17 protein-coding genes are annotated in these 22,407 nt (G+C 40.8%); 13 read left to right on the top strand and 4 right to left on the bottom strand.

The features are described 5' to 3' along the window. Positions 1 to 95 precede the first annotated feature (95 nt). The 6 genes from ACFSGI_RS20345 to ACFSGI_RS20370 all read left to right on the top strand — a co-directional run bounded on the left by ACFSGI_RS20345 (position 96) and on the right by ACFSGI_RS20370 (position 9,557). Positions 96 to 992, top strand: coding sequence for an ABC transporter permease (locus tag ACFSGI_RS20345; RefSeq protein WP_379284223.1), 897 nt, complete (start codon positions 96 to 98; stop codon positions 990 to 992). Continuing rightward, complete coding sequence (locus ACFSGI_RS20350; RefSeq protein WP_204826036.1) at positions 992 to 1,912, top strand: carbohydrate ABC transporter permease; 921 nt, start codon at positions 992 to 994, stop codon at positions 1,910 to 1,912. Before ACFSGI_RS20345 ends, ACFSGI_RS20350 begins: the two co-directional genes overlap by 1 nt. A 39-nt stretch (positions 1,913 to 1,951) precedes the next feature. After that, positions 1,952 to 2,905: a sugar phosphate isomerase/epimerase family protein gene (locus tag ACFSGI_RS20355; RefSeq protein WP_204826037.1), complete on the top strand. Its 954-nt coding sequence runs from the start codon at positions 1,952 to 1,954 to the stop codon at positions 2,903 to 2,905. 77 nt (positions 2,906 to 2,982) lie between these two features. Next, positions 2,983 to 4,743 (top strand): hypothetical protein, encoded by a 1,761-nt coding sequence (locus ACFSGI_RS20360; RefSeq protein ID WP_379284226.1) that lies wholly within the window; start codon positions 2,983 to 2,985, stop codon positions 4,741 to 4,743. Positions 4,744 to 4,767: 24 nt separating this feature from the next. Then, positions 4,768 to 8,091: a beta-galactosidase, LacZ type gene (gene lacZ, locus ACFSGI_RS20365; protein WP_204826316.1), complete on the top strand. Its 3,324-nt coding sequence runs from the start codon at positions 4,768 to 4,770 to the stop codon at positions 8,089 to 8,091. 383 nt (positions 8,092 to 8,474) lie between these two features. After that, positions 8,475 to 9,557: a beta family protein gene (locus ACFSGI_RS20370; protein ID WP_204826038.1), complete on the top strand. Its 1,083-nt coding sequence runs from the start codon at positions 8,475 to 8,477 to the stop codon at positions 9,555 to 9,557. On the opposite strand, the gene ACFSGI_RS20375 is transcribed toward ACFSGI_RS20370, so the two are convergent. Next, the gene (locus tag ACFSGI_RS20375) at positions 9,526 to 10,101 is read right to left on the bottom strand and encodes a sce7726 family protein (protein ID WP_379284229.1); all 576 of its coding nucleotides are present in this window, start codon (positions 10,099 to 10,101) and stop codon (positions 9,526 to 9,528) included. The genes ACFSGI_RS20370 and ACFSGI_RS20375 overlap by 32 nt on opposite strands. A gap of 356 nt (positions 10,102 to 10,457) precedes the next feature. After that, a complete protein-coding gene (locus ACFSGI_RS20380; protein ID WP_204826039.1) occupies positions 10,458 to 11,120 on the bottom strand; it encodes an MOSC domain-containing protein in 663 nt (220 codons plus the stop codon). Positions 11,121 to 11,268: 148 nt separating this feature from the next. On the opposite strand from ACFSGI_RS20380, the gene ACFSGI_RS20385 reads away from it, so the two are divergent. After that, complete coding sequence (locus ACFSGI_RS20385; RefSeq protein ID WP_204826040.1) at positions 11,269 to 13,665, top strand: TPM domain-containing protein; 2,397 nt, start codon at positions 11,269 to 11,271, stop codon at positions 13,663 to 13,665. A gap of 123 nt (positions 13,666 to 13,788) precedes the next feature. Then, positions 13,789 to 14,358: an acyl-CoA thioesterase gene (locus tag ACFSGI_RS20390; protein WP_204826041.1), complete on the top strand. Its 570-nt coding sequence runs from the start codon at positions 13,789 to 13,791 to the stop codon at positions 14,356 to 14,358. Between the two features lie 77 nt (positions 14,359 to 14,435). On the opposite strand, the gene ACFSGI_RS20395 is transcribed toward ACFSGI_RS20390, so the two are convergent. After that, positions 14,436 to 14,660 carry a hypothetical protein gene (locus ACFSGI_RS20395; protein WP_204826042.1) on the bottom strand — a complete coding sequence of 75 codons (225 nt, stop codon included), beginning with the start codon at positions 14,658 to 14,660 and terminating at the stop codon, positions 14,436 to 14,438. 218 nt (positions 14,661 to 14,878) lie between these two features. Next, positions 14,879 to 15,388 (bottom strand): hypothetical protein, encoded by a 510-nt coding sequence (locus ACFSGI_RS20400; protein ID WP_379284233.1) that lies wholly within the window; start codon positions 15,386 to 15,388, stop codon positions 14,879 to 14,881. A 240-nt stretch (positions 15,389 to 15,628) separates the two neighbouring features. Between ACFSGI_RS20400 and ACFSGI_RS20405 the strand changes: the two genes are divergently transcribed. From ACFSGI_RS20405 to ACFSGI_RS20425, 5 genes are all read left to right on the top strand, one after another. Further along, positions 15,629 to 16,879: an ABC transporter substrate-binding protein gene (locus tag ACFSGI_RS20405; RefSeq protein ID WP_204826318.1), complete on the top strand. Its 1,251-nt coding sequence runs from the start codon at positions 15,629 to 15,631 to the stop codon at positions 16,877 to 16,879. Positions 16,880 to 16,942: 63 nt separating this feature from the next. Then, positions 16,943 to 17,830 carry a carbohydrate ABC transporter permease gene (locus ACFSGI_RS20410; protein ID WP_204826043.1) on the top strand — a complete coding sequence of 296 codons (888 nt, stop codon included), beginning with the start codon at positions 16,943 to 16,945 and terminating at the stop codon, positions 17,828 to 17,830. Continuing rightward, the gene (locus ACFSGI_RS20415; RefSeq protein ID WP_204826044.1) at positions 17,830 to 18,711 is read left to right on the top strand and encodes a carbohydrate ABC transporter permease; all 882 of its coding nucleotides are present in this window, start codon (positions 17,830 to 17,832) and stop codon (positions 18,709 to 18,711) included. Before ACFSGI_RS20410 ends, ACFSGI_RS20415 begins: the two co-directional genes overlap by 1 nt. Before the next feature lie 405 nt (positions 18,712 to 19,116). After that, on the top strand, positions 19,117 to 20,637 hold the full coding sequence (locus tag ACFSGI_RS20420) for a DUF4127 family protein (RefSeq protein WP_204826045.1): 1,521 nt from the start codon (positions 19,117 to 19,119) through the stop codon (positions 20,635 to 20,637). A 23-nt stretch (positions 20,638 to 20,660) separates the two neighbouring features. Next, complete coding sequence (locus ACFSGI_RS20425) at positions 20,661 to 22,277, top strand: FAD-dependent oxidoreductase (RefSeq protein WP_204826046.1); 1,617 nt, start codon at positions 20,661 to 20,663, stop codon at positions 22,275 to 22,277. The last annotated feature ends 130 nt before the right edge of the window (positions 22,278 to 22,407 follow it).

A 22,407-nucleotide genomic window follows, 5' to 3' on the forward strand; every position in this document is an offset into this window, starting at 1 on the left:
GAAGCGCTTTCCCATCAATCCAGCACATTTCCACCCAGACCAGAGTGAAGGTTTTTCCACAACCATTTTAATGAAAGGGGAGTACCAACGTGAGAATGTCTACTTACCTCCGCAGATACTGGCAGTTGTATTTCCTGCTCATTTTACCGCTTGCTTACTTTCTAACATTTAAATACGGGCCGATGTACGGTATTCAAATTGCTTTTAAAGACTTTAACTTTTTTCAAGGAATTAATGATAGTGAATGGATCGGTTGGGATGCGTTCCGCGAAGTTTTTCAAAATCAGGATTTCTACAAAACATTGCGTAATACATTAATGCTGAACTTTCTAGATCTGTTGGTTTCTTTTCCAGCACCGTTATTATTAGCGATCATGTTGTATGAAGTCAAAGCGGTCTGGTTCAAAAAGTTATCGCAGACTATTCTGTATATTCCGCATTTTATTTCATGGGTAATTATCGGAGGCATTGTGTATCAAGTGTTCGGTACGCAATCTGGATTCGTCAACAATATGTGGATGGCTCTTGGCTTTCAGCCGATTCCTTTTCTTACCGATCCGAATTATTGGTTGGTAACGTACTTGCTAACAGGAGTATGGCAAAGTGCAGGTTGGGGTACGATTTTATACTTAGCTGCTTTGACAGGTATCAACAAAGAACTGTATGAAGCCGCAGATATGGATGGAGCAGGACGACTCAAGCGGATCTGGCATATTACATTACCGGGACTCAAAACAACGATTATTACATTGCTAATTATCAATCTAGGTAATATGGTAACGATCGGATTTGAACGTCCATTTGTAATTGGTAATGTAGCGGTACAAGATTACTCGGATGTGCTTAGTACATTTGTCTATCGGATTGGTCTAGAATCCGGTCAATACACGCTGGCTACAGTGGTTGGACTTTTTCAGGCAGTCGTTGGATTGATATTTGTACTCGGTGCGAACTATGCATCTAAGAAATCGACAGGAGAGGGGATACTCTAATGGAGAAAATAGCCGATATCAGCAAAACCACTGCGGTAAAAGCCAAAACAACGACCAGCAAAGGTGATCGTATTTTTGATATTGTGAATATCACTTTACTGACTATTGTCGTGTTAGTCTGTCTGATTCCTTTTATTCATATTCTGGCAATCTCTCTTAGCTCGGCGCGTCCGATTATGTCAGGCGAAGTATCGCTTTTTCCAGTCGAGTGGACAACAGAAGCGTATGTCAAAGTATTTAGCGATATGTCGATGATTCGTTCGCTTGGATTTACTGTGATGCTGACTGTTATTTTTACGATCCTTTGTATGGCGATGACGATTGCGGCAGGGTATCCATTGTCCAAGTCTAACCTTAAAGGACGCGGATTTTTTATGGTATTGATTATTATTACGATGTTTTTCAGTGGCGGTATTATTCCTGAGTATATTCTGGTGCGTAATCTGCATTTGCTGGATACGATGTGGGCATTGATTTTACCGGGATTGATTAGCCCTTTTTATCTTATTATTATGATTTCCTTTTTCCGTAATATTCCTGAGAGTCTGGAAGAAGCGGCTGAAATGGATGGAAGCAGTCACTTTTATACATTATGGCGAATTATTTTACCATTATCGTTACCGGTGATTGCTACATTAAGTCTGTTTTATGCGGTCGGACGCTGGAATGGATTTATGGATACGCTGATGTATATTAATAGCCCGGAATTATACCCGTTACAGCTCAAATTATATCAATTGATCCAAAATAATATGGCAAGCGAATTGATGCGCAATGAAGTGGTTGGTTCTGCACAAATGATGCCGGAAAGTCTCAAAGCCGCTAGTGTTATTTTTGCAACGATTCCGATTCTAATTGTCTATCCGTGGTTGCAACGTTATTTTGTCAGTGGAGTGATGTTAGGTGCAGTCAAAGGATAAGGTTATAGCACGTCTAAAGAGGTCATGAAAGGAGTCTATATGCTTACATCCAAAGGAGAATATTCTTTTTCAACATGCTGGAATATTAAGCGTCATACCAGTGGAGCAGAGATGATCGCTGAGATTCAAGAATTGGGATTTCAGCAAGTAGAACTGAATTACAATGTGACCACCGAGATGTTGCAGACGATTGAGCCGATGATTGAACGTGGCTTAATCGGTATCTCCAGTGTGCATAATACATTTCCTCACACCCCTGATCCTGATTATGGAACCGATTCGGTATTGCTCGGGTTCGATGATAAAGTGAAACGGCAAAAAGCGATCGATTTACTGGTAAAGTCCGCGGAATATGCTTATCGTTATGGAGCTAGAGCAGTTGTCGTGCATCCCGGAGAAGTCCCTTTTGCTACCAATATAGATGAGACGTTAAAAGGCATTTATCATGAACAAGGCAAAGACTCGCCTGCGTATCAACAGCTATGGTCAGAAATGATCGAGCGTCGGGAAAGTCTATCCGAGCATTATTTACAAAGGATTCAGCACAGTCTGGAAGAAGTATGTGATCGTGTGTTATCCAAAGGATATGATGTAGCTTTTGGCATCGAAACCCGTTCCCGTTGTTATCAAATGCCTACCCTATCTGAAGCGAAAAAGATACGTGATCGTATGCAAGGTGCGCCTGTCTATCTCTGGTACGATATCGGACATGGGATGATGATGGATCGGATGGGATTGTATCAGAATGCCGAAGAAGCGAACGCGATGAAAGATGATATTATCGGTGTGCATATTCATGAGACATTAGGATTATCAGATCATTGGTGTCCTTATATTCATAGTAAAGATATGACGTTTTTTGATCGTTTTCTCGATATTATTGATGCGGCTCCTGTCAAAGTATATGAATTGAAAGCCGCCTGTCAGCCTCAAGAGATTGAAGATAGTCATCAGTTATTGATAAGTAAAATTCAAGAACGACATCGCAAATAAAACATCCTATTCATATGACGAGATATCATATACAGACAAGTCGATATCAAACCAATAACAAGCAAGGAGGAATCTCTATGGCTGTGAGCGAGCAACTGGTGAAATTGAATGATCGTTGGGTAGAACAAGGTCTGGCGGGACAGATTCTAGATCAAAATCACCGATCGTTTGGTGGAGTGATTGATCCTGAAAATGGCATTGCCTGGCCGAATCATCATGCAGGAACGCCAGTCTGGATGGCGGTCTGGGGAGCGGCATTAGTCAACCCTTCTTCAGCCTATTACCATAGCGAACAAGTGTTAGAGCGACTTGAATATGCGGCTCAATATATGCTTGCTTTTCAACATGACGATGGGTCCATCTCTCCGGGGTGGACTAATTTTCATTCGCCTCCAGATACCGCTTTTGTCGTAGTCGGGTATTCGCAATTGTATCTATTGTTAGAACAGGATGATTGGAGTAAAAGTGCTCCGGTCGCTAGTCGTATATTATTATTTCTCAAGCAAACCATTCCGGTCATGGTAACAGGCGGTTGTCATACGCCTAATCATCGCTGGGTATTATCGGCGGCACTTAGTTATCTGTATCGATTATTCGGTGATGTTAGACTGCTAGAGCGAGCAGAACAATGGTTAGCAGAAGGGATTGATATCACTCCAGATGGAGAATGGACAGAGCGTAGTAACGGTATTTACAATGCGGTGAGCGATGTGATGTTTATTCATACGGCTCGCTTATTAGACAAGCCCGAATTGCTAGAGCCTGTGCGAGCGAATCTAGAGATGATGATCTATCTGATCCATCCGTCAGGCGAGATTGTGACTGATTATTCAGGTCGTCAAGATTTTGGACAGAATTTTACACTGGATAGTTATATGCTGTCTTACTATCTAATGACGATTATCGATCAGAATTCTCAATTTGCGGCAATGACAGGATTAGCTCAGCAAGCTTTACAGAATACTGCTCGTCCACCAAGCAGTGCGAACAATCCACTGGTAGGCATGTTGTTATATCCTGATGAAGGTGAGGCTGTACTGGCGACAGCTTTACCGACCCATTATCGCAAAATGATCAATCTTTCTTTTAATCGTCACCAGTATATCAAGCAGATTGCCGAAGTAGGCTATCATCAGATTCAATACAGTCGCCCTCATTTGGATTTCGGTGCACCGGTAATGCGTATTCGTAAAGGAGATACCAGCATTACAATGATGACAGAAACATCTTCATTGCTAGCTATCCGATACGGTCAAGTGCGATTGCTTGGTCTACAGATTGCTTCTTATTTCGGCCCGGGCTTTGTACCGATGCAATCTTTAACACCAACAGCAGATGGGTTCACAATGACAGCGACGTATGAAAAGGGTTACAATAGTTGTGTGCCCGAGCATGAATTACCTGATTCTGCACAAGCAACAGTGAGTCCATGGTATTTACTTCCTCATCAACACCGTACAGCTACGCATACGCAGACCTATCAACTGGAAGTGCGTATAAGTGAATTGGAACATGGATTTGATCTAGAGATTATCTCTAACGAGCCTACCGATGTAATGACACAGCTATCGTTTGTGTTTGACCAGCAAGCGATGATTACAGCCGTCGATGGGCAATTGGAGCAGATCACTCCTGAATCTCATTTATGGTCAGCAGGAACGGTTGTTGTTCAGCAAGGAAATGACATGATGGAATTAACAGGTGGATGTCTACAACATACCGCTAGCAGTGTACGAGAAGCATCGTATCCACGCGATTGTCAGACATTACTTGTGAATGTAATGACTCCTTTTGTGCATAGAATAGGGATTCGTTTCTTATCCGGTACCGATGTATGATTGAATCTATATACATCTACAACTATGTCGACTAAAGAGGTGATTGATTTGCGTAACCAAAAGTATACGTATACCGCTCCACCGAACGGGTTTCCTGAATGGAACCGCAATCCCGGTATTTTCCGTCTTAATCGTCTAGATGCTCATGCGTCTGTTATTCCGTATGATTCGGTAGAACAGACTTTACATGGAGAAATTACAGATTCACCTTATTACCAATCCCTAAATGGAACATGGCAATTCGCATGGGCTGAAAATCCAGATCAGCGTATTGTTGATTTTTATACAAAAGAGTATGACACCAGTACATGGCAAACGATCCCTGTACCTGCACACTGGCAAATGCATGGTTATGATGCTCCTCATTATACCAATGTACGTTATCCGTGGGATGGGCATGAAGATATTCAACCACCGGAAGCACCGACCAAGTTCAATCCTGTCGGTTCCTATGTACGCACGTTTTCTGTCCCTCAAGAATGGCAGGATAAAGGTTCGGTCTATATCCATTTTGCAGGTGTAGAATCTGCTTTTTATATCTGGGTGAATGGCGATCTTGTCGGTTATAGTGAAGACTCATTTACTCCGGCAGAATTTGATCTGACACCTTATTTACAAGCAGGTGAAAATAAATTAGCAGTAGAAGTCTATCGTTGGTGTGATAGTAGCTGGTTAGAAGATCAAGACTTTTGGCGATTGAGCGGTATTTTTAGAGATGTGTATCTATATGCGTTGCCGGATACACATATCCAAGACTTCTTTGTACATACTGATCTGGATGCACAGTGTCAGGACGCACAATTCACCGTCGATCTTACATTGCATCATTCCGGTTCAGCACTAGCTTATCCTGATCCTACAGACAGCCTACGATTTACTGATGTGGATAAGGAGTCTTACAGTGTACATGCCCAACTGTATGATGCAGACCGCAATCCACTCTGGGATCTTCCGTTAAGTAGCCCGGTTTCGTTTCCTTTTAATGCAACTGAAGGATTAGAAGGCGGAGATATTCATCGCACACAGATTCAGTTGTCGACCGATGTTATTAACCCTTTGAAATGGAGTGCAGAAGCGCCACACCTCTATCATCTGGTGTTGACGCTTAAAGATACCAACGGTCATATTATTCATCATACAGGCTGTCAGGTAGGCTTCCGTACGTTTGCAATTGAAGGCAATGTGATGAAGATCAACGGGAAAACAGTAGTCTTTAAAGGAGTTAACCGGCATGAGTTCAATGCGGTGACCGGACGTGCAATTACACGTGACGATATGATCGCAGATATTCAGCTCATGAAATCATACAATATCAATGCAGTACGGACTTCTCATTATCCGAATCATCCGCTCTGGTATGAACTATGCAATCAATATGGATTGTATGTGATCGATGAAGTGAATCTGGAAAGTCATGGCGCTTGGACATACGGGCAAAAAGAACTGCTCAATACAGTGCCAGGTAGCAATCCAGATTGGACATATAATGTGTTAGATCGTACGAACTCAATGTTCCAGCGGGATAAAAATCATCCATCTATCGTAATCTGGTCGCTTGGTAATGAATCGTTTGGTGGCGATAATTTCTTGCATATGGCAGACTTTTTACGCAAAGCAGATCCATCGCGAGTAGTACATTATGAAGGTGTATTTCATTATCGTCCTTCTGAAGATGCTTCGGATATCGAAAGTCAGATGTACACCCATATTCGGGAGATTGAGAAATATGCTCAACATAATCCAACGAAGCCGTTTATCCTGTGTGAATACAGCCATGCGATGGGGAATTCCTGTGGTGGTTTAGCAGAATACTGGAAATTGTTCGATCGTTATGAAGTATTACAAGGTGGATTTATCTGGGATTGGATCGATCAAGCGATTCAGACACAGACTGAAGACGGAACCACATATTTAGCATACGGTGGTGACTTTGGTGAGACTCCTCATGACGGTAATTTCTGCGGAGATGGTCTGATTTTTGCTGATCGTACGGTATCTGCGAAGCTGGATGAAGTGAAAAAATGTTATGAGCAGGTGAAGTTCAACTGGCGATTAGGTGAAGATCATCCTGTCGATGATGGGCTGGAATCGAATGCGGTCATTACAACTAAGCATTTATCCGCAGGCGAAGCAGTGATAGAGGTTGAATTAACAAATCAGTATTTGTTTACATCGTTAGAAGAATTTGATTTCAAATGGATATTAACAGCGAATGGTCAACCTGTTGATCAGGGTGTACTAAGCGATGTAAGTTGTGCGCCAGGGCAGAATGTGACCGTCACTTTACCAGAGTTGAAGCAGATTCAACGTGCACCAGGGGTGGAGTATATTTTGACATTATCGATCGTGCTTCGCGCGGATCAATTATGGGCGCAAGCCGGTCATGAAGTAGCCTTTTCCCAATTTACATTGCCTGTGGTATTGTCGTTCGGTTCGCATCATGATGCTGAATTGCACGATCCAGAGCCGATTAGCGAATCTAGCCTTGTCGCTGTACAACATGCAGGTATGATTATGATCAATGGTGAAGGATTCTCGATCATTTTCGATTCAACCAATGGCGAGATGCTGTCTTATCAGATCAACAAAGTACAATTGTTGGCTCAAGCACCTGCTCCGCATTTCTGGCGTGCGATGACAGACAATGATCGCGGGAATCATCTGGATCAGCGTAGCGAGGTATGGCGTAGTGCTTCAGATGAGCGAGAATTGGTTCATTTTGAAGTCGATCTGGCACGAGCACAAGATATCATCATTATCAAAGTAGAATATTTACTGCCGACCGCAGGGTATTCGCAGTGTTTTGTAGATTATCATATTTTTGCCGATGGACGGGTCGAAGTGACTCAACGATTGAATCCGGGCAAAGACTTACCTGAAATTCCAGAGATCGGTATGCTATTGATGATGGATGCTTCTTTTGATCAATTATCATGGTATGGATTAGGCCCGCATGAGACATATTGGGATCGTCAATCTAGCGGCAAAGTAGGCATCTACAATGGAACGGTAGCTGAACAAATGGCTCCGTATCTCAAACCACAGGAATGTGGAAATAAAGTAGATGTACGCTTAGCGACGATTACCAATAGCGATGGAGTAGGCTTACAAATTACAGGTCTGCCACTGGTGGAACTGAATGTTCTTCCATATACACCAGCAGAACTGGAAGCCGCTCCACATCATTACCAGTTGCCTGTCAGCGGACATACCGTTGTGCGTATCAATGATAAGCAAACCGGTGTCGGTGGCGATGATAGCTGGGGTTCCGAACCACATGAACAATATCGTCTGTATGCGAATCGTTCGTATACGTATAGTTATGTGATGCAAGGAATAGTGAAATAAATACAGACTGACGTAGGTAAAGACTAGAATCACATATATAGTATTAATTTTGTCCCCTCTTGGGAAAATGTGAAAAGATCTTTAGATTAAAATAAGATCAACACTAAAAACCAAAAGGGGATTTTTTATGATTGAAAAAACAATTTATATGAGAAAAAAATTTTAAAAGAAATTATTTACTATACATAATCGAATCTATACTAAGTATATTTATCGTAAAATTTCTCTAAAAAGTTCTTTGTACCTATTTATAAATATATATTATTTTTATAAATAAACAAAAAGGACTACAAAATTAGAAAATAAAGTGTACAATGTAATAGTCTGGAAGTCACTAGAAAATACATTCAGCCGATGAATACATAACTTTAGGAGGAATGAGAATGTTAATAAATCCAGGGAAATATGTACCAGTTTTAAAATGGAAGCAAGGGGAACAAAGAGCAGTCGAAGTACTACCCCATAGTATTAAAGAGAGAATGTCTCCATTACTTGAACTACCTCCTATTGATTGGGATTATGAAAATGAATGTCCAAAAAAGACAATAGATGAACATATATTAAGAATTGGAGAAACACTATCTGCTTCTTGGGCTATCGAAGCTCCTTTATTTATGGATTTGATTTATATTGATCCAAATGAGAGGCTTTACAATAGTCAACATCCTGTGTCCTATGTAATGCAAGAAGCAAGAAACAGAAATATTAATCTAATTCCAGTTACAAGTCCTGATCGTGATACTGCGTATCAAAACGAAGTTAGATTAGCTCATCAGCATGATCAAAACGGTATTTGCATTAGACTCAAAGAACATGATTTTTCAAATTTAGAACATAATATTACTAATTTAGTTTCCAATCTGAATGTGGGTTTTTCGGAGGTTGATTTAATTATAGATTACGAGTATTCTGATCCTGAAAATCAAGTAAGAACTTTATTTTTTTTGGAAGGTTTACTAAGTAATATTACTTTAATTCAACATTTTAGAAGTGTTATTTTAATTGGAACATCTTTTCCGCCAGATCTTTCTAAAATCGGTTCTAATTCTATAGATACAATAGAACGCAGTGAATGGTTAATATGGAAATCTATAATTCAAACAAATGATTTATACAAAACTATTCAGTTTGGTGATTACGTAATTTCTAATCCTGTACCATTTGATGCTGATCCTCGTTTTATTAACATGAGTGCCAATATTAGATATACAGCTACTGATAAGTATATTATTTTCAAAGGAAAATCAATTAGAAAAACAGGAGCTTCTCAATATTTTAGAATTGCTGCAGAAGTAGTTAGACATCTTGAATACTATGGAGCAAGTTATAGTAATGGAGACAATTATATAAATGAAGTTGCAAACCAAAATGAAGGTCCTGGAAATGCAACCTCTTGGCGCAAAGCAGGAACCAACCATCATCTTACAGTTGTTGTTAATGAGCTTTCCAATTTGATCTTGCCTTAAGTCTAATTCTTATTTCCTCTTGTAATTCGGTTATAGGAATTTTTTTAGCAAGTGCATCCCACAACACAGGTCGGGGTTTGCTTAAAAGTCCTTTTTGTAAACCCCGTTCTTTTAAAATATTTATTGCTTCATCTCTCCACAGCAATTGGGCAAGAGCATAAGCTTCAATATCATTATTTTTTTTTGGATGTCTAATTGTAAAAAAATGAATAATACCTTCATCGTCTTTCTCAGCTTGAATAATACCCCACCAATCTGGAACAATATCTTTTATATCCTCTAAATATTTTGCTGCAGACAAAATAGTTACTTTGTCAAACACCTTATTGTAGTATTCTGTTTGTAAAGGCAATCTAACTAAAGTATCGCTCTCACTCTTAATTTCATATCCGCTTATTTCTCCGTTTACAACAGCGACATCAATTCTTGCATCACCTTGACAAACAGAAAGCTCATCAAGTATCAATGTATCTGGTTCATTATTATGTTCTTGATTTAACATGAAATGAAGTGATGTTCTAATATCAATATCTCTAGTTTTCATTATCTACACCTCAATATTATCTATATATCATAAAAATGACTCTGCTAGTACTAGCAGAGTCATTTACAAAAATGCAAATTTTCTATTATGATTATTTCCTTTTTCTTGAAATAATCATAATAGAAAATTTTTATTTTGTAAACTTTAGATGATCTATTTTGGAATCAAAACATATTAAATAAAAATAATATAATTTATAGTACTATATATTTTCTTTTATCGAATTCATAAACTATTATAGCTTATTTATCTAATAATTTGATTATTGATTTATTACTTTTTGAAAAAATTATTTGTTTCTTCAAATTAAGAAGTTAATAATTAGACTTTGTACTCATAGGGTATTTAATATCTGTTCAATCAGCCAACCGCTTGCTCAAATGCTTGCGAAGTGATTCGGTAAGCGCAGGTTCTGCTAATAATTGGCGCAAAGCCGGTGTGTCGCCACGTTCATCATACAAAATCCGATTACATGCAGCGATTGTACTTCCATTACCTTCCTGACGGATCATTTCAAATTCATCCCCTGCTTGCACGACTCCATCTTCCAATACCCGAAAATAAAATCCAGAATATCCAGTTTCCCGTACACGCATAATCATTTCTTTACGTTCCAGATGAGCGGATAATTTAAAACAAGGTTGACGGGGTTGGCTAACCTGTACAACAGCGGTTCCGATCCGGTACACATCTCCGATACATACCACATCTTCAGTCAATCCAGTAACGGTAAAATTTTCGCCAAAAGCGCCTGCTTCAAAAGGACGATCCATTTCTTTTGCCCACCAATCATAATGATCTTGTGAGTAGACACAAGCGGCTTTGTCCGGCCCGCCATGATTTTTGAGATCGCCTTGACCATCGCCCTCGATGCCTTGCGAACTAATGGGTAATGATTTGGTAGAAGGACGTTTGATAAATCCGGTATAGACGGATTTGTTATTCCATTCTACATTTACAGGTAATGCTGTGTTTAACGAACATAATTTTGGTAACATAGATGTAGTAGGGTTTACCATAAGATCATTTCCTCCAGATTGAATTAAGATTACAAATATTGTTATAAGTTCTATCATAATATAAGCCTATTTATTAAAACATCTTTTTCACCAAAATATCCTTTTTGTTAAAGGCGCCCTGTGGAGCAGGGAAGAAAGGAAATGATCGATGAACATAGACAAACGCACACTCAAAATATGGCTTCCACTATTGTTCGTATGCTGGTTGATCTCGCAAAGTATGACAGGGATAGTGTATAGTGCACAGCAACAAGGATTTGTACGGGATGACGCAGGGCTATTCAGCAGTAGTGAGATTGACAAGCTTAATACAGAGCTAAGCGGACAAGAGTACCAGATGTATGTGAATACAGCTACAGGCATGGATGAAGCGCAGGGATTAGCGTATGCGAATCAGATTTATGATCGTTCCAATTTGGGCAAAAACGATATTGTACTTGTTATTACAACCAATCCGAATTATGTCCATCTGGTATTTCAAAATGCAGTGCTTGCTAACAAAATTGCAAATAGCAATGAGCGTACTGTACAAGGAGTAACTGATAACGAATTTGTCCCTTCAGCACAGGATGGCGATATTGTAGGCGGTGTGCTGGCAGTCAATAAATATATCAATCATGTGCCATTAACGACTGTTATTTCACAAAAGTTAGCACAAGTTGGTCTGAACTGGGGGTCGGCGATTGCCTTATTGATCGGTGGAATCGCTCTGATCTGGCTGGTCATATGGTTGATTATTCGACTGAACCGGGTGGGTAAGCTTCGTGCTCGTCGTCAGCAGATACAAGTACAGCATGATCAGATTGCGACCTCACTGAATAGCTTGATTGTATCTGATCTGTTCAAAGAATTAGAAATGGGATTTGTCACCGGACAAACCAAAGAAATGATTGAGCAATTGCAAGCACAATTGATGCAAGAACATGCGCGTATTGCTACTTCTCAGCAACAAATAGATGCTGTGACTATCTCCATAGGCACTGTCAAAAAGTCGGCTACCGATCTCGAACATATCGAACAACAGCAGACACAGTGGGCGACTGATATGGCAAATGTACAACAACATCATCAAGAAATTGACGAGTTATCACGTACAGTACGTGGCATAGTGGAAGCGTCCAAAGTAAATCTGGAACAAGTCAAACAAACTGTTACGAATTTGGAAAAGCAATACCAGTATCCACTGACAGCGATGAAAGATCGAATCGCTACGATTGAGCATATTTTGCAAGAAGCTGATCAACTGGATGAATTTGATTTTATCAAAGCCAAAGAACCGGCTGAACGTGCAGATCAATGGTTAGATGTTCTATTGGAAGATATTCGTCTATATGGAGAATGGGTACAGCGCAGTCAAAGGTATACCGCTGAGATCGACAATACCGAACAAGAATTACGTCCGGTTGTCGAACGGGAAAAGCTTAAATTAACTGTCGACGATCCTTTCCGTATATTAGAACATGCACGAGCAGAAGAGATCAGGCTGACTCAATTGCTGGCGGGTGGGAACGTAGAATTGATCCGTCAAAGTATGACTATAATCGAGCAAGATATTGCAGAAGCTCGTCAGGTAGTCAGTGATCTGATTCGTTTCCGGGATGAGTCCAACAAGACATTGGCAATGGCGCAACAGCAAATGACAGATTTTCGCAATATGCCTGAAGTATACAATCAAGAAGTGAGTCGTCTGCAAGCAGAGTATGCGAGCGTTCATATTCAAGAACAAGGGGCACGTTATCAAGAAATTCAGAAAAGACAGGGCGAAGTGAATATACTGACTCCGCAAATTGTGAATGCACTACATGATCAGATACAACAGTATCGTCAAGCCAATACGTGGAGTGAACAAGTAAGAGAGTCTTTATCTCGTATGGAGCAATTACGTACCGAGATTACAAGTTACAAAGACCTGTTAGACAATCAGAAGCAAAGTGAACAGCAACGATTACTCCATCTACAAGAAGACTACCAGCGTGCAAATAACCAGCAAGTGGCAATTAGCGTTCATCCTGACGATACACAACAAGTGCAAGCGATAAGTTATGACGCTCTGGAACAAGCAGAGCAGATGATTAGCGGAAGTTTGCTCAATATGTTGAAAGTAAAAGAAGCAGTAGATCATGCGGCAAGCGCTACAAAGAGTTTTGTAGAACGTGTAGAAGAACTGACCAGACAACGTCAAGAAGCTGTGGAAGCGATCGAAGGACTACTGCAAGAACACCGGAATTTGTCGGCTCGTTATTTTACAACAGCAATCACTACGCATGTTCCGATGCTTCATCGACTGATCGAAGAGTTACAGCAACTGGTTAGTCAGGGTTATTTTGTACAAGCACAGCAACAAGCGCAGGAAGGCGAAAGTATATTGCAATTGATTGCTCTCGAATACAAAGCTATCTATGATCAGGAGCAAGAGCGCAAGCGTCGTCAACGTTCATCAGGCGGAGGTTCAGGAGGTTCATCATCCGGTGGAGGAAGTCGCTCATCTAGCAGTTCCAGTTGGAGTGGAAGCAGTAGCCGTTCATCCGGTTCATCGAAATGGTAAATGATTTGCTGATTTATTGTATATTTTCTGAAAGCTATATTTGCAAACACGTCATTGAGAAGACTATGATAAGAATAGCTAGCAAGTCTAAAGACGATTGTATCAATATAGGGAGGTAGAACAATGGATCAGCACTCTTCAGATCAACCGGGACAACCAGCATCATCCAAACCGCTACCCGTCGAAAGTAAATATGTTAGAGAAACACGTTGCTTCAAAACATCCCGCGTGTTCCCGACCGATGTTAACAATCACAATACCTTATTTGGTGGTAAATTGATGTCCTATATCGATGATATCGCTTCGATTACTGCGTCCAAATTATGTCGTGTCGATACAGTTACAGCTTCTACAGACTCTGTCGATTTTCTATATCCGATCAATCCGACCGATTCGGTGACACTGGAATCGTTTGTCACATGGACAGGTCGTAGTTCGATGGAGATTTTTGTGAAAGTCATACGCGAAGACCTCAAAACAGGAGAAAAACGTATTGCAGCAACTGCCTTTCTTACCTTCGTAGCGATTGGTGAAGACAATCATAAAGTCCAAGTACCGACAGTCATTCCAGAAACCGAAGAAGAAAAGAAATTGCACGAAACCGCTCCTTCACGAGCAGCGATGCGTCGTCAGCGCAGAGAAGAAAGTAAAGAATTTGCTGACTATTTAACCACTGAATATCCCTGGGAATAACAATAAAAGCATGTATACTCTATCTGAATTAGAGCATACATGCTTTTTATTTTATGCCATCAATATCAACGGCTATACTACTCTTTCTGCTCGGTCTTGCGAGCTTTCCAGCGCCACATCATTTCTCCGAACAAATATCCGCACAACAAAAACAAAGGAACCGTATCTGTGATTTCTTCGAGAATACTATGAAAAGTCAGTACAAAACGATGATCTATATAATGCATGGCGATCATGCCGAGAGATGTTGTCCCACCGTAGCCTAATACACCTTCGCTCCATATAAATTGATACTTACTCATCATGACCTCCACATTAGTAACGGTATTAAAATCAATGTACGACAATACCTACATCTATCCGAACATGACAACTATTTCTAAATAATAGCGCATTCATAAAAGAGTCGCAAGACTATTCCTGCATAATTGGAAAATAAATACAATCGGAAGAATATCATATCTACTTGTAATGCTATCCCAGTTGCATATTTACATGCCGTCAGAGTAATTTCTACGCTTTACAAAGGGAGCAAGTCTTGTCTTTTGGCGATATGTTCACAATCTTTGCAGACTCCGACTAATCCACCATTATCATTAGCATAAAAAGTGAGATGTTTGACCTCTTTTTTGCAATACGAGCATTTTTGAAGGCGTCCACTGGAAAAAGATTGGACTTGCTTGGGTTGATGTAAATTGCGAACAGTTGCTAATTTGGGAGGGGTAGATACCGGTGGTACCGTTGTATCTTTGAGTTGAATATCAGCAGAGTTAGCAGCGTATTTTTGTTCAGATGTTAGATGTTTACGTTCACGAAAAGCAGATAAATCTACGATATTGGGGTTGGAATTGGACGTTGGGTGCTCTTGTGTTGTGTGATCTGGTTGAGATTCTTGAACAGGCAATATAGGATCTGCCGGATGGATCGTTACCTTTTTGAGAGGGAACACAATCCAGAGAACAACAGCAACAGCAACCATGGCTACTACAATAATACTGGTCAAAATAATCGATCCTGGTTGCATAGACATTTCCTTTCTTTTACACATATTTAGTAAGAAAAAAACAAATAATTACAAAGCGATTCCCTTTTAATTCCTATCTATCCCTTTTTTGTTACATTTAGTTTTGCTATAATTCGTGTCATAGGTAGAACGGTGCCTGTGTCTGGCATCAACACCGCGATATCTTACATATTACATGATGGTCGTAGAAAGTATAACTGCCACACGAGAGGAATGAAGATTGTGAAAAAGAAATTTAGAAGTTGGATGTCATTATGTCTAATCGCTACATTATGCGTATCTCTACTCAGTGCATGTGGTTCAGACGCCAAAGATAATGAGGCAAAAGATGGCAAAGTCACCTTGAAATTCTGGACGATTGCTCTTCAACCTACGTTCAATGATTATTTTAATGGCTTAATATCAGAATACCAAAAAAGTCATCCCGGGGTAACTGTAGAATGGAGCGATTATCCATATGATGCTATTTCCAATAAGTTATTAACCGGAATCGCGAGTGGTAATGTACCTGATGTAGTGAATTTAAATACAGAATTTGCTAATCAAATGGCTTCGAAAGGCGCACTTGCTGATCTAGGACAATGGATGAGCGCTGATGAGAAAAAATCATATTTTGATGGTATTTTTAATTCGACTGTTTTTGATAACAAAGCTTATGCTTTACCGTGGTATACCGGAACAGAAGTGTTATTTATGAACACTCGTCTGGTAAAACAAGCAGGGCTTGATCCCAAAAATCCGCCGAAAACGCGTGATGAGCTAAATGAATGGTCTCGTCAGATCAAAGCCAAAACAGGAGCGACTGGTTATGCGACTACGTTTGCAGCGAGAATGTTCCCGGTTGAAGGTATCTCGATCTTGAATGAAGACAAAACCGCAGCAGCGTTTAATACGCCAGCTACACTAGCTTTAATTCAGAAAATGCAAGGATTGATCCAAGAAGGTGTACTGGTGAAAGAAGATGCTAACTTTGATAAGCAGATTCAATACTATTCCAGTGAACAGACAGCTTTTGAAATTGCAGGTCCTACTTTTATTAATTTTATCAAAACATCTGCACCAGATGTATATAAAAATACGATTGCTGTTCCGCTACCTACAGGCAAAGCCGATGTGCGTTTGTCGAATACGATGAATGTTGTTGTACCTTTAAAATCAGCGAATGCCGAACAAGCGGCTGAATTTGCGAAATTTTTGACCAATGCAACCAATCAGACCGCATTTGCCAAAGCAGCAAATACATTACCAAGTACCAAAGAATCGATTAAAGATCCTTTCTTCACTCAAAATGATGGCACACTGGAATCTGAAGCCAAAGTCGTATCTGCCGAAAGTTTGGATAAAGCAGTCGATTATATGGTAGGTGTACCGAATGCAGGGGATGTGAACTCAGCGATTGCCCGTCAATTGCAAGAAATCTTTATGAATGGGAAAGACCCTCAACAAGGATTGACAGAAGCTGAACAAGAAGTAAACCAAATTCTGTCGCAAAACTAAGGGGCTCTGCAAACAGATCAGCAACCTAACCAAAGAAAGACCCTTTGAAGGCGGTGGACGAACATGAAGAAATGGATAAGAACAGAAACATTTGCCGCATGGGCATTTATGGCTCCTGGACTGCTAATTGTCGCTGTATTCGTGTTATGGCCAATTGTATACGGACTTCCATTATCGTTAACCGATTATTCGGTGATTGGAGAAACGCACTATGTCGGTCTAGACAATTATGTAACAGCTTTTCAAGATAAAAGCTTTTTGGCGTCGTTATGGAATTCGATGGTCTATGTGTTGATTGTACCGATTATTCAGATTATTTCGATATTAATGGCGATTCTGGTAAATAGCCGAATCCCATTAATCAAAGCTTTTCGCGCCGCTTACTATATCCCGGTCGTCACCTCTATGGTGGCGGTCGCGCTGATGTGGAGCTGGTTGTTCAGCAGTAATGGTGTGATCAACTATGCCTTGATTCAATTAGGTGTGATTCAAGAGCAGGTCGGCTGGCTGTCCAGTAGTAACACAGCATTGTATGTGATTATGTTTATTACGATGTGGAAAGGGCTTGGCTATTATATGATGCTGTATCTGGCTGGACTTCAATCGATTCCAACCGATCTCTATGAAGCATCTATGATTGATGGAGCAAGTCGCTGGCAGACTATTTACCGGATTACGATCCCTTTACTGCGTCCGCATATTTTATTTTGTACATTAATCTCGTTAATGGGGGCTATTCGTGTATTTGATGAAGTATTTGTATTAACCAATGGTAAAGGTGGGCCGGGTACAGCAACACTCACATCCAGTCTATATATTTATCAAAAAGGATTGGTACAATTTAACTTTGGTTACGCATCAGCACTCGGTCTGATCGTAAGTGTGATCGTCGGCATTTTGAGTATACTGGTGTTCCGTCTGAACAAGAAAGGCGGTGTGCAAACGTACTGATGAACAATCCAACGATAAATACCAAACCCAATTACAAAACACCCAGTCCACAAGCACGTAAATGGAAAAAAGGATTGCGGTATACGATTACGTATATTTTGCTGATTGCTTTAGCTTTTTTTATGACCGGCCCTTTTCTATGGTTGCTCAGTGTATCGCTGATGCCAGGGCGCAATGTATTTTCCAATCCACCTGCTATTTTCCCGACATTTATTAATTTCAGCAATTATGCGCAAGTGTGGAACTTTATGAATTTTCCAAAATACATTATGAATACTGTGATTATTACAGTGATGGGTGTAGTTTTTAATATTATTTTGTCCTGTATGACTGCTTATCCGTTAGCTGTATTTCGTTTTAAAGGAAGAGATGTAGTCTTTACAATGCTGATTGCTACAATGATTATTCCATCATCTACAGCAATGATCGTGCATTACTTAACCATTCAATGGATGAATCTAGGCAATACGTATCTAGGTGTAGTCTTACCTGCGGCAGTATCGGTATTTAATATTTTCTTGATGCGCCAGACGTTCTTAACGATTCCCGGCGAAATTCGCGATTCCGGTAAAATGGACGGCGCATCCGAATTACGCATCTGGTGGCAACTGGTATTACCACTTGTCAAACCGGGGATTGCAGTCATCATGCTACTTGAAGTAATGGCATTCTGGAACAATTTCCTGTGGCCAATCGTTGTGCTAGATGATCCCGAAAAATACCCATTAGCATCTGCACTCACGTATCTTAACGGACAATTTTCCTACAACTTCGGCTGGATCGCCGCCGGAACGATCATTTCCGTTATTCCCATCATCGTCGTTTTCCTGTTCACCCAACGCTACTACATGGAAGGCTTGGCAGGAGCCGTCAAAGGATAACAGAAGCAATACGCATTATAACCCGTCCCACATTTCGGGCAGGACTTTACAAAAAAGTATTAAAAATTTCCAACTACCACTTTCTTACTACCATATTCACAACAAGCTTTTCCCATAAACAATTCTCTATCTCTTTTCTTTTACACGTTTACAACAAGTATTGCTTAAAACAAAATAGCATTACCTTTACAGCGAGCAGTTGATCTTTTACTGCCCCACCAAATAGAAAATTGCCGAGCTTACTCTGAGCGAAGGGAACGATATCATGCTGAAAGAGCGAAGCGCTCGCCTTTAAGGTTGGATATCGACTGCTTAGCAGTCAAATCAAGATATCCAATCTTACCAGCGACGACAAGCAAGATATCGTTCCCAAAGCGGTGTAACCTCAAAGGAGTCATATTCCCAATGAAATTGGTGATTGTACCGTTAGACGAAAGACCTTGTAATTACAACTTTCCATATGAATTAACACGAGGTACTTCCTATCAGGCTGTTCGTCCACCTCATGAATGGATGGGTCGCAAAAAGATTGCCGCAGATACGCAGCGATTGTGGACATGGACACAACTGGAATGTCAATCGGCTGACGGAGCAGTGATTGCGTTAGATACATTGCTGTATGGTGGAATTGTTCCTTCCCGTCTGCACGAACTGGATATCGATGAACTGACTCGTCGTCTTGATCAATTAAAACAATTGAAAGAGCAGAATCCGTCGCTCAAATTGTTTGCTTTTCAACTGATTATGCGATGCCCGCAATATTCTTCTTCCGATGAAGAACCGGATTATTATGCCGATTGGGGACGAGAAATTTTTCGCAAAGGATATCTAGAACATTATGCGGAAGAGCACACCTTAACAACGGAAGAACAGCAAGAACTGGATGATATCAATAGCCGTTTGCCACAAGAAGTACTGGATGATTATCTAGGTCGTCGTGCCGTTAATCGAGAGATCAATCGTTTAGCACTAAACTATGTAGAACAAGATGTGATCGATTTTCTGATTTTCCCGCAAGACGATTCAGCACCTTATGGCTATACGGCACGTGATCAGCAAGAAGTGAGAGCTCGTATTCGATCATTGCGTCTAGGTTTACGCGTCTATATGTATCCGGGTGCAGATGAAGTCGGTTGTACACTGGTGGCTCGTATGATCAATCAACTAAGTAACAAGATTCCACAAGTCTATGTTCGCTTTAGCTCGGTGAACGGAGCATTCATTATTCCTGCGTATGAAGATCGCCGCTTATATGAAACGTTGAAGTACCAGATTATTGCCGCAGGAGGTATGGTTGCTTCAGATGAACAGAGCGCAGATATCCTGTTACTGCTTAATACCGCGGGCGAAAAAATGGGCGAAGCAGTCTATCAAGGATCACCTTCTGCTAACTATGATACAGAACGAACCACTGTAGAATTGGTCGAGTATGCAGGTTACCTATTGGATCGTAATCCTGACGCTGTAGTAGCGATAGGAGATATCGCTTATGCCAATGGTGGCGATCTGGAATTACTGGATTTGCTTCGTCAGCGAGGCATTTTATATCAACTGGCAGGCTATGCAGGGTGGAATACCAGCTCCAATACGTTAGGTACAGTCATTGCGCAAGCGATGATTTATCGTATCTATGGTTCGACTCAAGAACATATCGATTTTCTAGCGCTACGATATGTAGAAGATCTAGGCTACGATTCGGTCGTGCGTAAGTATTTGAGCAATGGGCCGATCCAAGAATTAGGTCTGGATAAATTTCAATTAGATGGTGAACGAGGATATGTTGCCGAAATGGTACGTAGCCATTTGGAGCAATTTATTCAGGAGCATTTGCAAGAAAATGGAGTTCGTATAGATATTCAAGATTGTTATATGCCATGGAATCGTATGTTTGAAGTAGGGTTATCGATTCGTACGCATCAATCGTGACCAGATCGCAAAGGAGAACAATTATGACAGAACAAATCAGACAAACAGATGTTGTTGTAATAGGTGGCGGTCTAGGAGGCTGTATGGCAGCTCTCGCCGCCGCCAAGCAAGGATTAACAGTCACGTTAACGGAACCGACTGACTGGTTAGGTGGACAGCTTACATCACAAGCGGTTCCACCGGATGAACATCGCTGGATCGAACGTACCGGAGCAACTGCTACATTTCGTGAATTTCGTGAACGTGTACGCGATTATTATCGTCGTAACTATCCATTAACGGATGAAGCTATGAACAATCCGATTCTGAATCCAGGTAACGGCTGGGTGAGTCGCTTAGCGCATGAGCCTAAGATTGCACTTGATGTACTGCATGAAATGCTGTCTCCTTATCTCCACACACAGCGTATTCAAGTGTTGTATCATACAGTGCCTGTGGAAGTAGCTACAGAATACGATCGTATCGTATCGGTCACAGTAAGTCATACGCAAGCTGTCGGCACAGTAAATGAATATACGCAATTGATTGGTCAATACTATCTGGATGCTACGGAAGAAGGCGACCTGTTAGCACAATCGGGAACAGAATTTGTAAGTGGAGCTGAATCCAAATCCGATACGAATGAACCGCATGCACTAGAACATGCAGATCCACTGGATATGCAGTCGATCACTCATGTCGCTGCTGTCGATTATGTAGAAGGTGAAGATTTTACAATCGACAAGCCAGCAGAATATGAGTACTGGCGTGAGTATATGCCTTCGTTTTCTCGTTTTCCAATTTTGAGCTGGTATGCATCAGATGCGAATGATACGACCAAGTTAAAAGAATTTACTCTTTTTCCAAATGATCAAGGGGTAACTTCTTTATGGGATTATCGCCGTATTATTGATCCAGCTATCTGGCAACAGCCGCTTCGCGAACAGATTCAAGAAGTCAGTCTACTGAACTGGGCGCAAAATGATTACTATGCAGGAGCGGTGACAGGTGTACCGATCTATGAACGTACCCAAAATCTAGAAAGTGCACGCCAGCTTACGTTTTCATTAGTGTACTGGCTACAGACAGAAGCACCGCGTCTGGATGGTGGCAAAGGCTTCCCTGGTATTCGTTTGCGTGGAGATATTCTAGGTACAGCAGATGGGCTTGCCAAAGCACCTTATATTCGGGAGTCTCGCCGAATCAAAGCACTATATACGATTACTGAACATGATGTGAGTAAAGAGTTACGCGGAGCTGAAGGAATCAAGCGATATGAAGATAGTGTAGGAGTAGGCAGTTATTCACTCGATCTACATCCAACCGTCAAAACACATCGTACATTCTATATTCCTAACTATCCATTTGAAATTCCATTAGGTTCGTTGATTCCGGTACGGGTCAAAAATTTATTGCCTGCTTGTAAAAATATTGGCATGACCCAGATTGCTGGCGGTTGCTATCGTCTGCATCCGGTAGAATGGAATATTGGAGAGTCGGCAGGATATCTGGTTGCTTATGCTATTCAGCAAGGTATTACACCGCGTGAAGTCTACGAATCTACAGAACATGTGAGTCGTTATCAAGACATGTTGATCGAAGCAGGCGTAGTGATTCACTGGCCGGAAGATGTAGAACAAGAAGTATTGAATCCACAGTAATATCGTCTTTTTCTTGTGCTAGTCACCCATACATGAAATAGCCTTGTGTCCATAGATCATACGGACAGAAGGCTATTTTTGTATAAAATATACAGTACTATAGCATGTAGAACGCCAGCTATCGTTATGA

The organism is Paenibacillus nicotianae (assembly GCF_042681745.1).
GTDB lineage: Bacteria > Bacillota > Bacilli > Paenibacillales > Paenibacillaceae > Saccharibacillus > Saccharibacillus nicotianae.

Coding starts and splice junctions, on each gene's coding strand:
- ACFSGI_RS20345 (WP_379284223.1), top strand. CDS start 96: ATGTCTACTTACCTCCGCAGATACTGGCAGTTGTATTTCCTGCTCATT.
- ACFSGI_RS20350 (WP_204826036.1), top strand. CDS start 992: ATGGAGAAAATAGCCGATATCAGCAAAACCACTGCGGTAAAAGCCAAA.
- ACFSGI_RS20355 (WP_204826037.1), top strand. CDS start 1,952: ATGCTTACATCCAAAGGAGAATATTCTTTTTCAACATGCTGGAATATT.
- ACFSGI_RS20360 (WP_379284226.1), top strand. CDS start 2,983: ATGGCTGTGAGCGAGCAACTGGTGAAATTGAATGATCGTTGGGTAGAA.
- lacZ (WP_204826316.1), top strand. CDS start 4,768: ATGTCGACTAAAGAGGTGATTGATTTGCGTAACCAAAAGTATACGTAT.
- ACFSGI_RS20370 (WP_204826038.1), top strand. CDS start 8,475: ATGTTAATAAATCCAGGGAAATATGTACCAGTTTTAAAATGGAAGCAA.
- ACFSGI_RS20375 (WP_379284229.1), bottom strand. CDS start 10,101: ATGAAAACTAGAGATATTGATATTAGAACATCACTTCATTTCATGTTA.
- ACFSGI_RS20380 (WP_204826039.1), bottom strand. CDS start 11,120: ATGGTAAACCCTACTACATCTATGTTACCAAAATTATGTTCGTTAAAC.
- ACFSGI_RS20385 (WP_204826040.1), top strand. CDS start 11,269: ATGAACATAGACAAACGCACACTCAAAATATGGCTTCCACTATTGTTC.
- ACFSGI_RS20390 (WP_204826041.1), top strand. CDS start 13,789: ATGGATCAGCACTCTTCAGATCAACCGGGACAACCAGCATCATCCAAA.
- ACFSGI_RS20395 (WP_204826042.1), bottom strand. CDS start 14,660: ATGAGTAAGTATCAATTTATATGGAGCGAAGGTGTATTAGGCTACGGT.
- ACFSGI_RS20400 (WP_379284233.1), bottom strand. CDS start 15,388: ATGTCTATGCAACCAGGATCGATTATTTTGACCAGTATTATTGTAGTA.
- ACFSGI_RS20405 (WP_204826318.1), top strand. CDS start 15,629: ATGTCATTATGTCTAATCGCTACATTATGCGTATCTCTACTCAGTGCA.
- ACFSGI_RS20410 (WP_204826043.1), top strand. CDS start 16,943: ATGAAGAAATGGATAAGAACAGAAACATTTGCCGCATGGGCATTTATG.
- ACFSGI_RS20415 (WP_204826044.1), top strand. CDS start 17,830: ATGAACAATCCAACGATAAATACCAAACCCAATTACAAAACACCCAGT.
- ACFSGI_RS20420 (WP_204826045.1), top strand. CDS start 19,117: ATGAAATTGGTGATTGTACCGTTAGACGAAAGACCTTGTAATTACAAC.
- ACFSGI_RS20425 (WP_204826046.1), top strand. CDS start 20,661: ATGACAGAACAAATCAGACAAACAGATGTTGTTGTAATAGGTGGCGGT.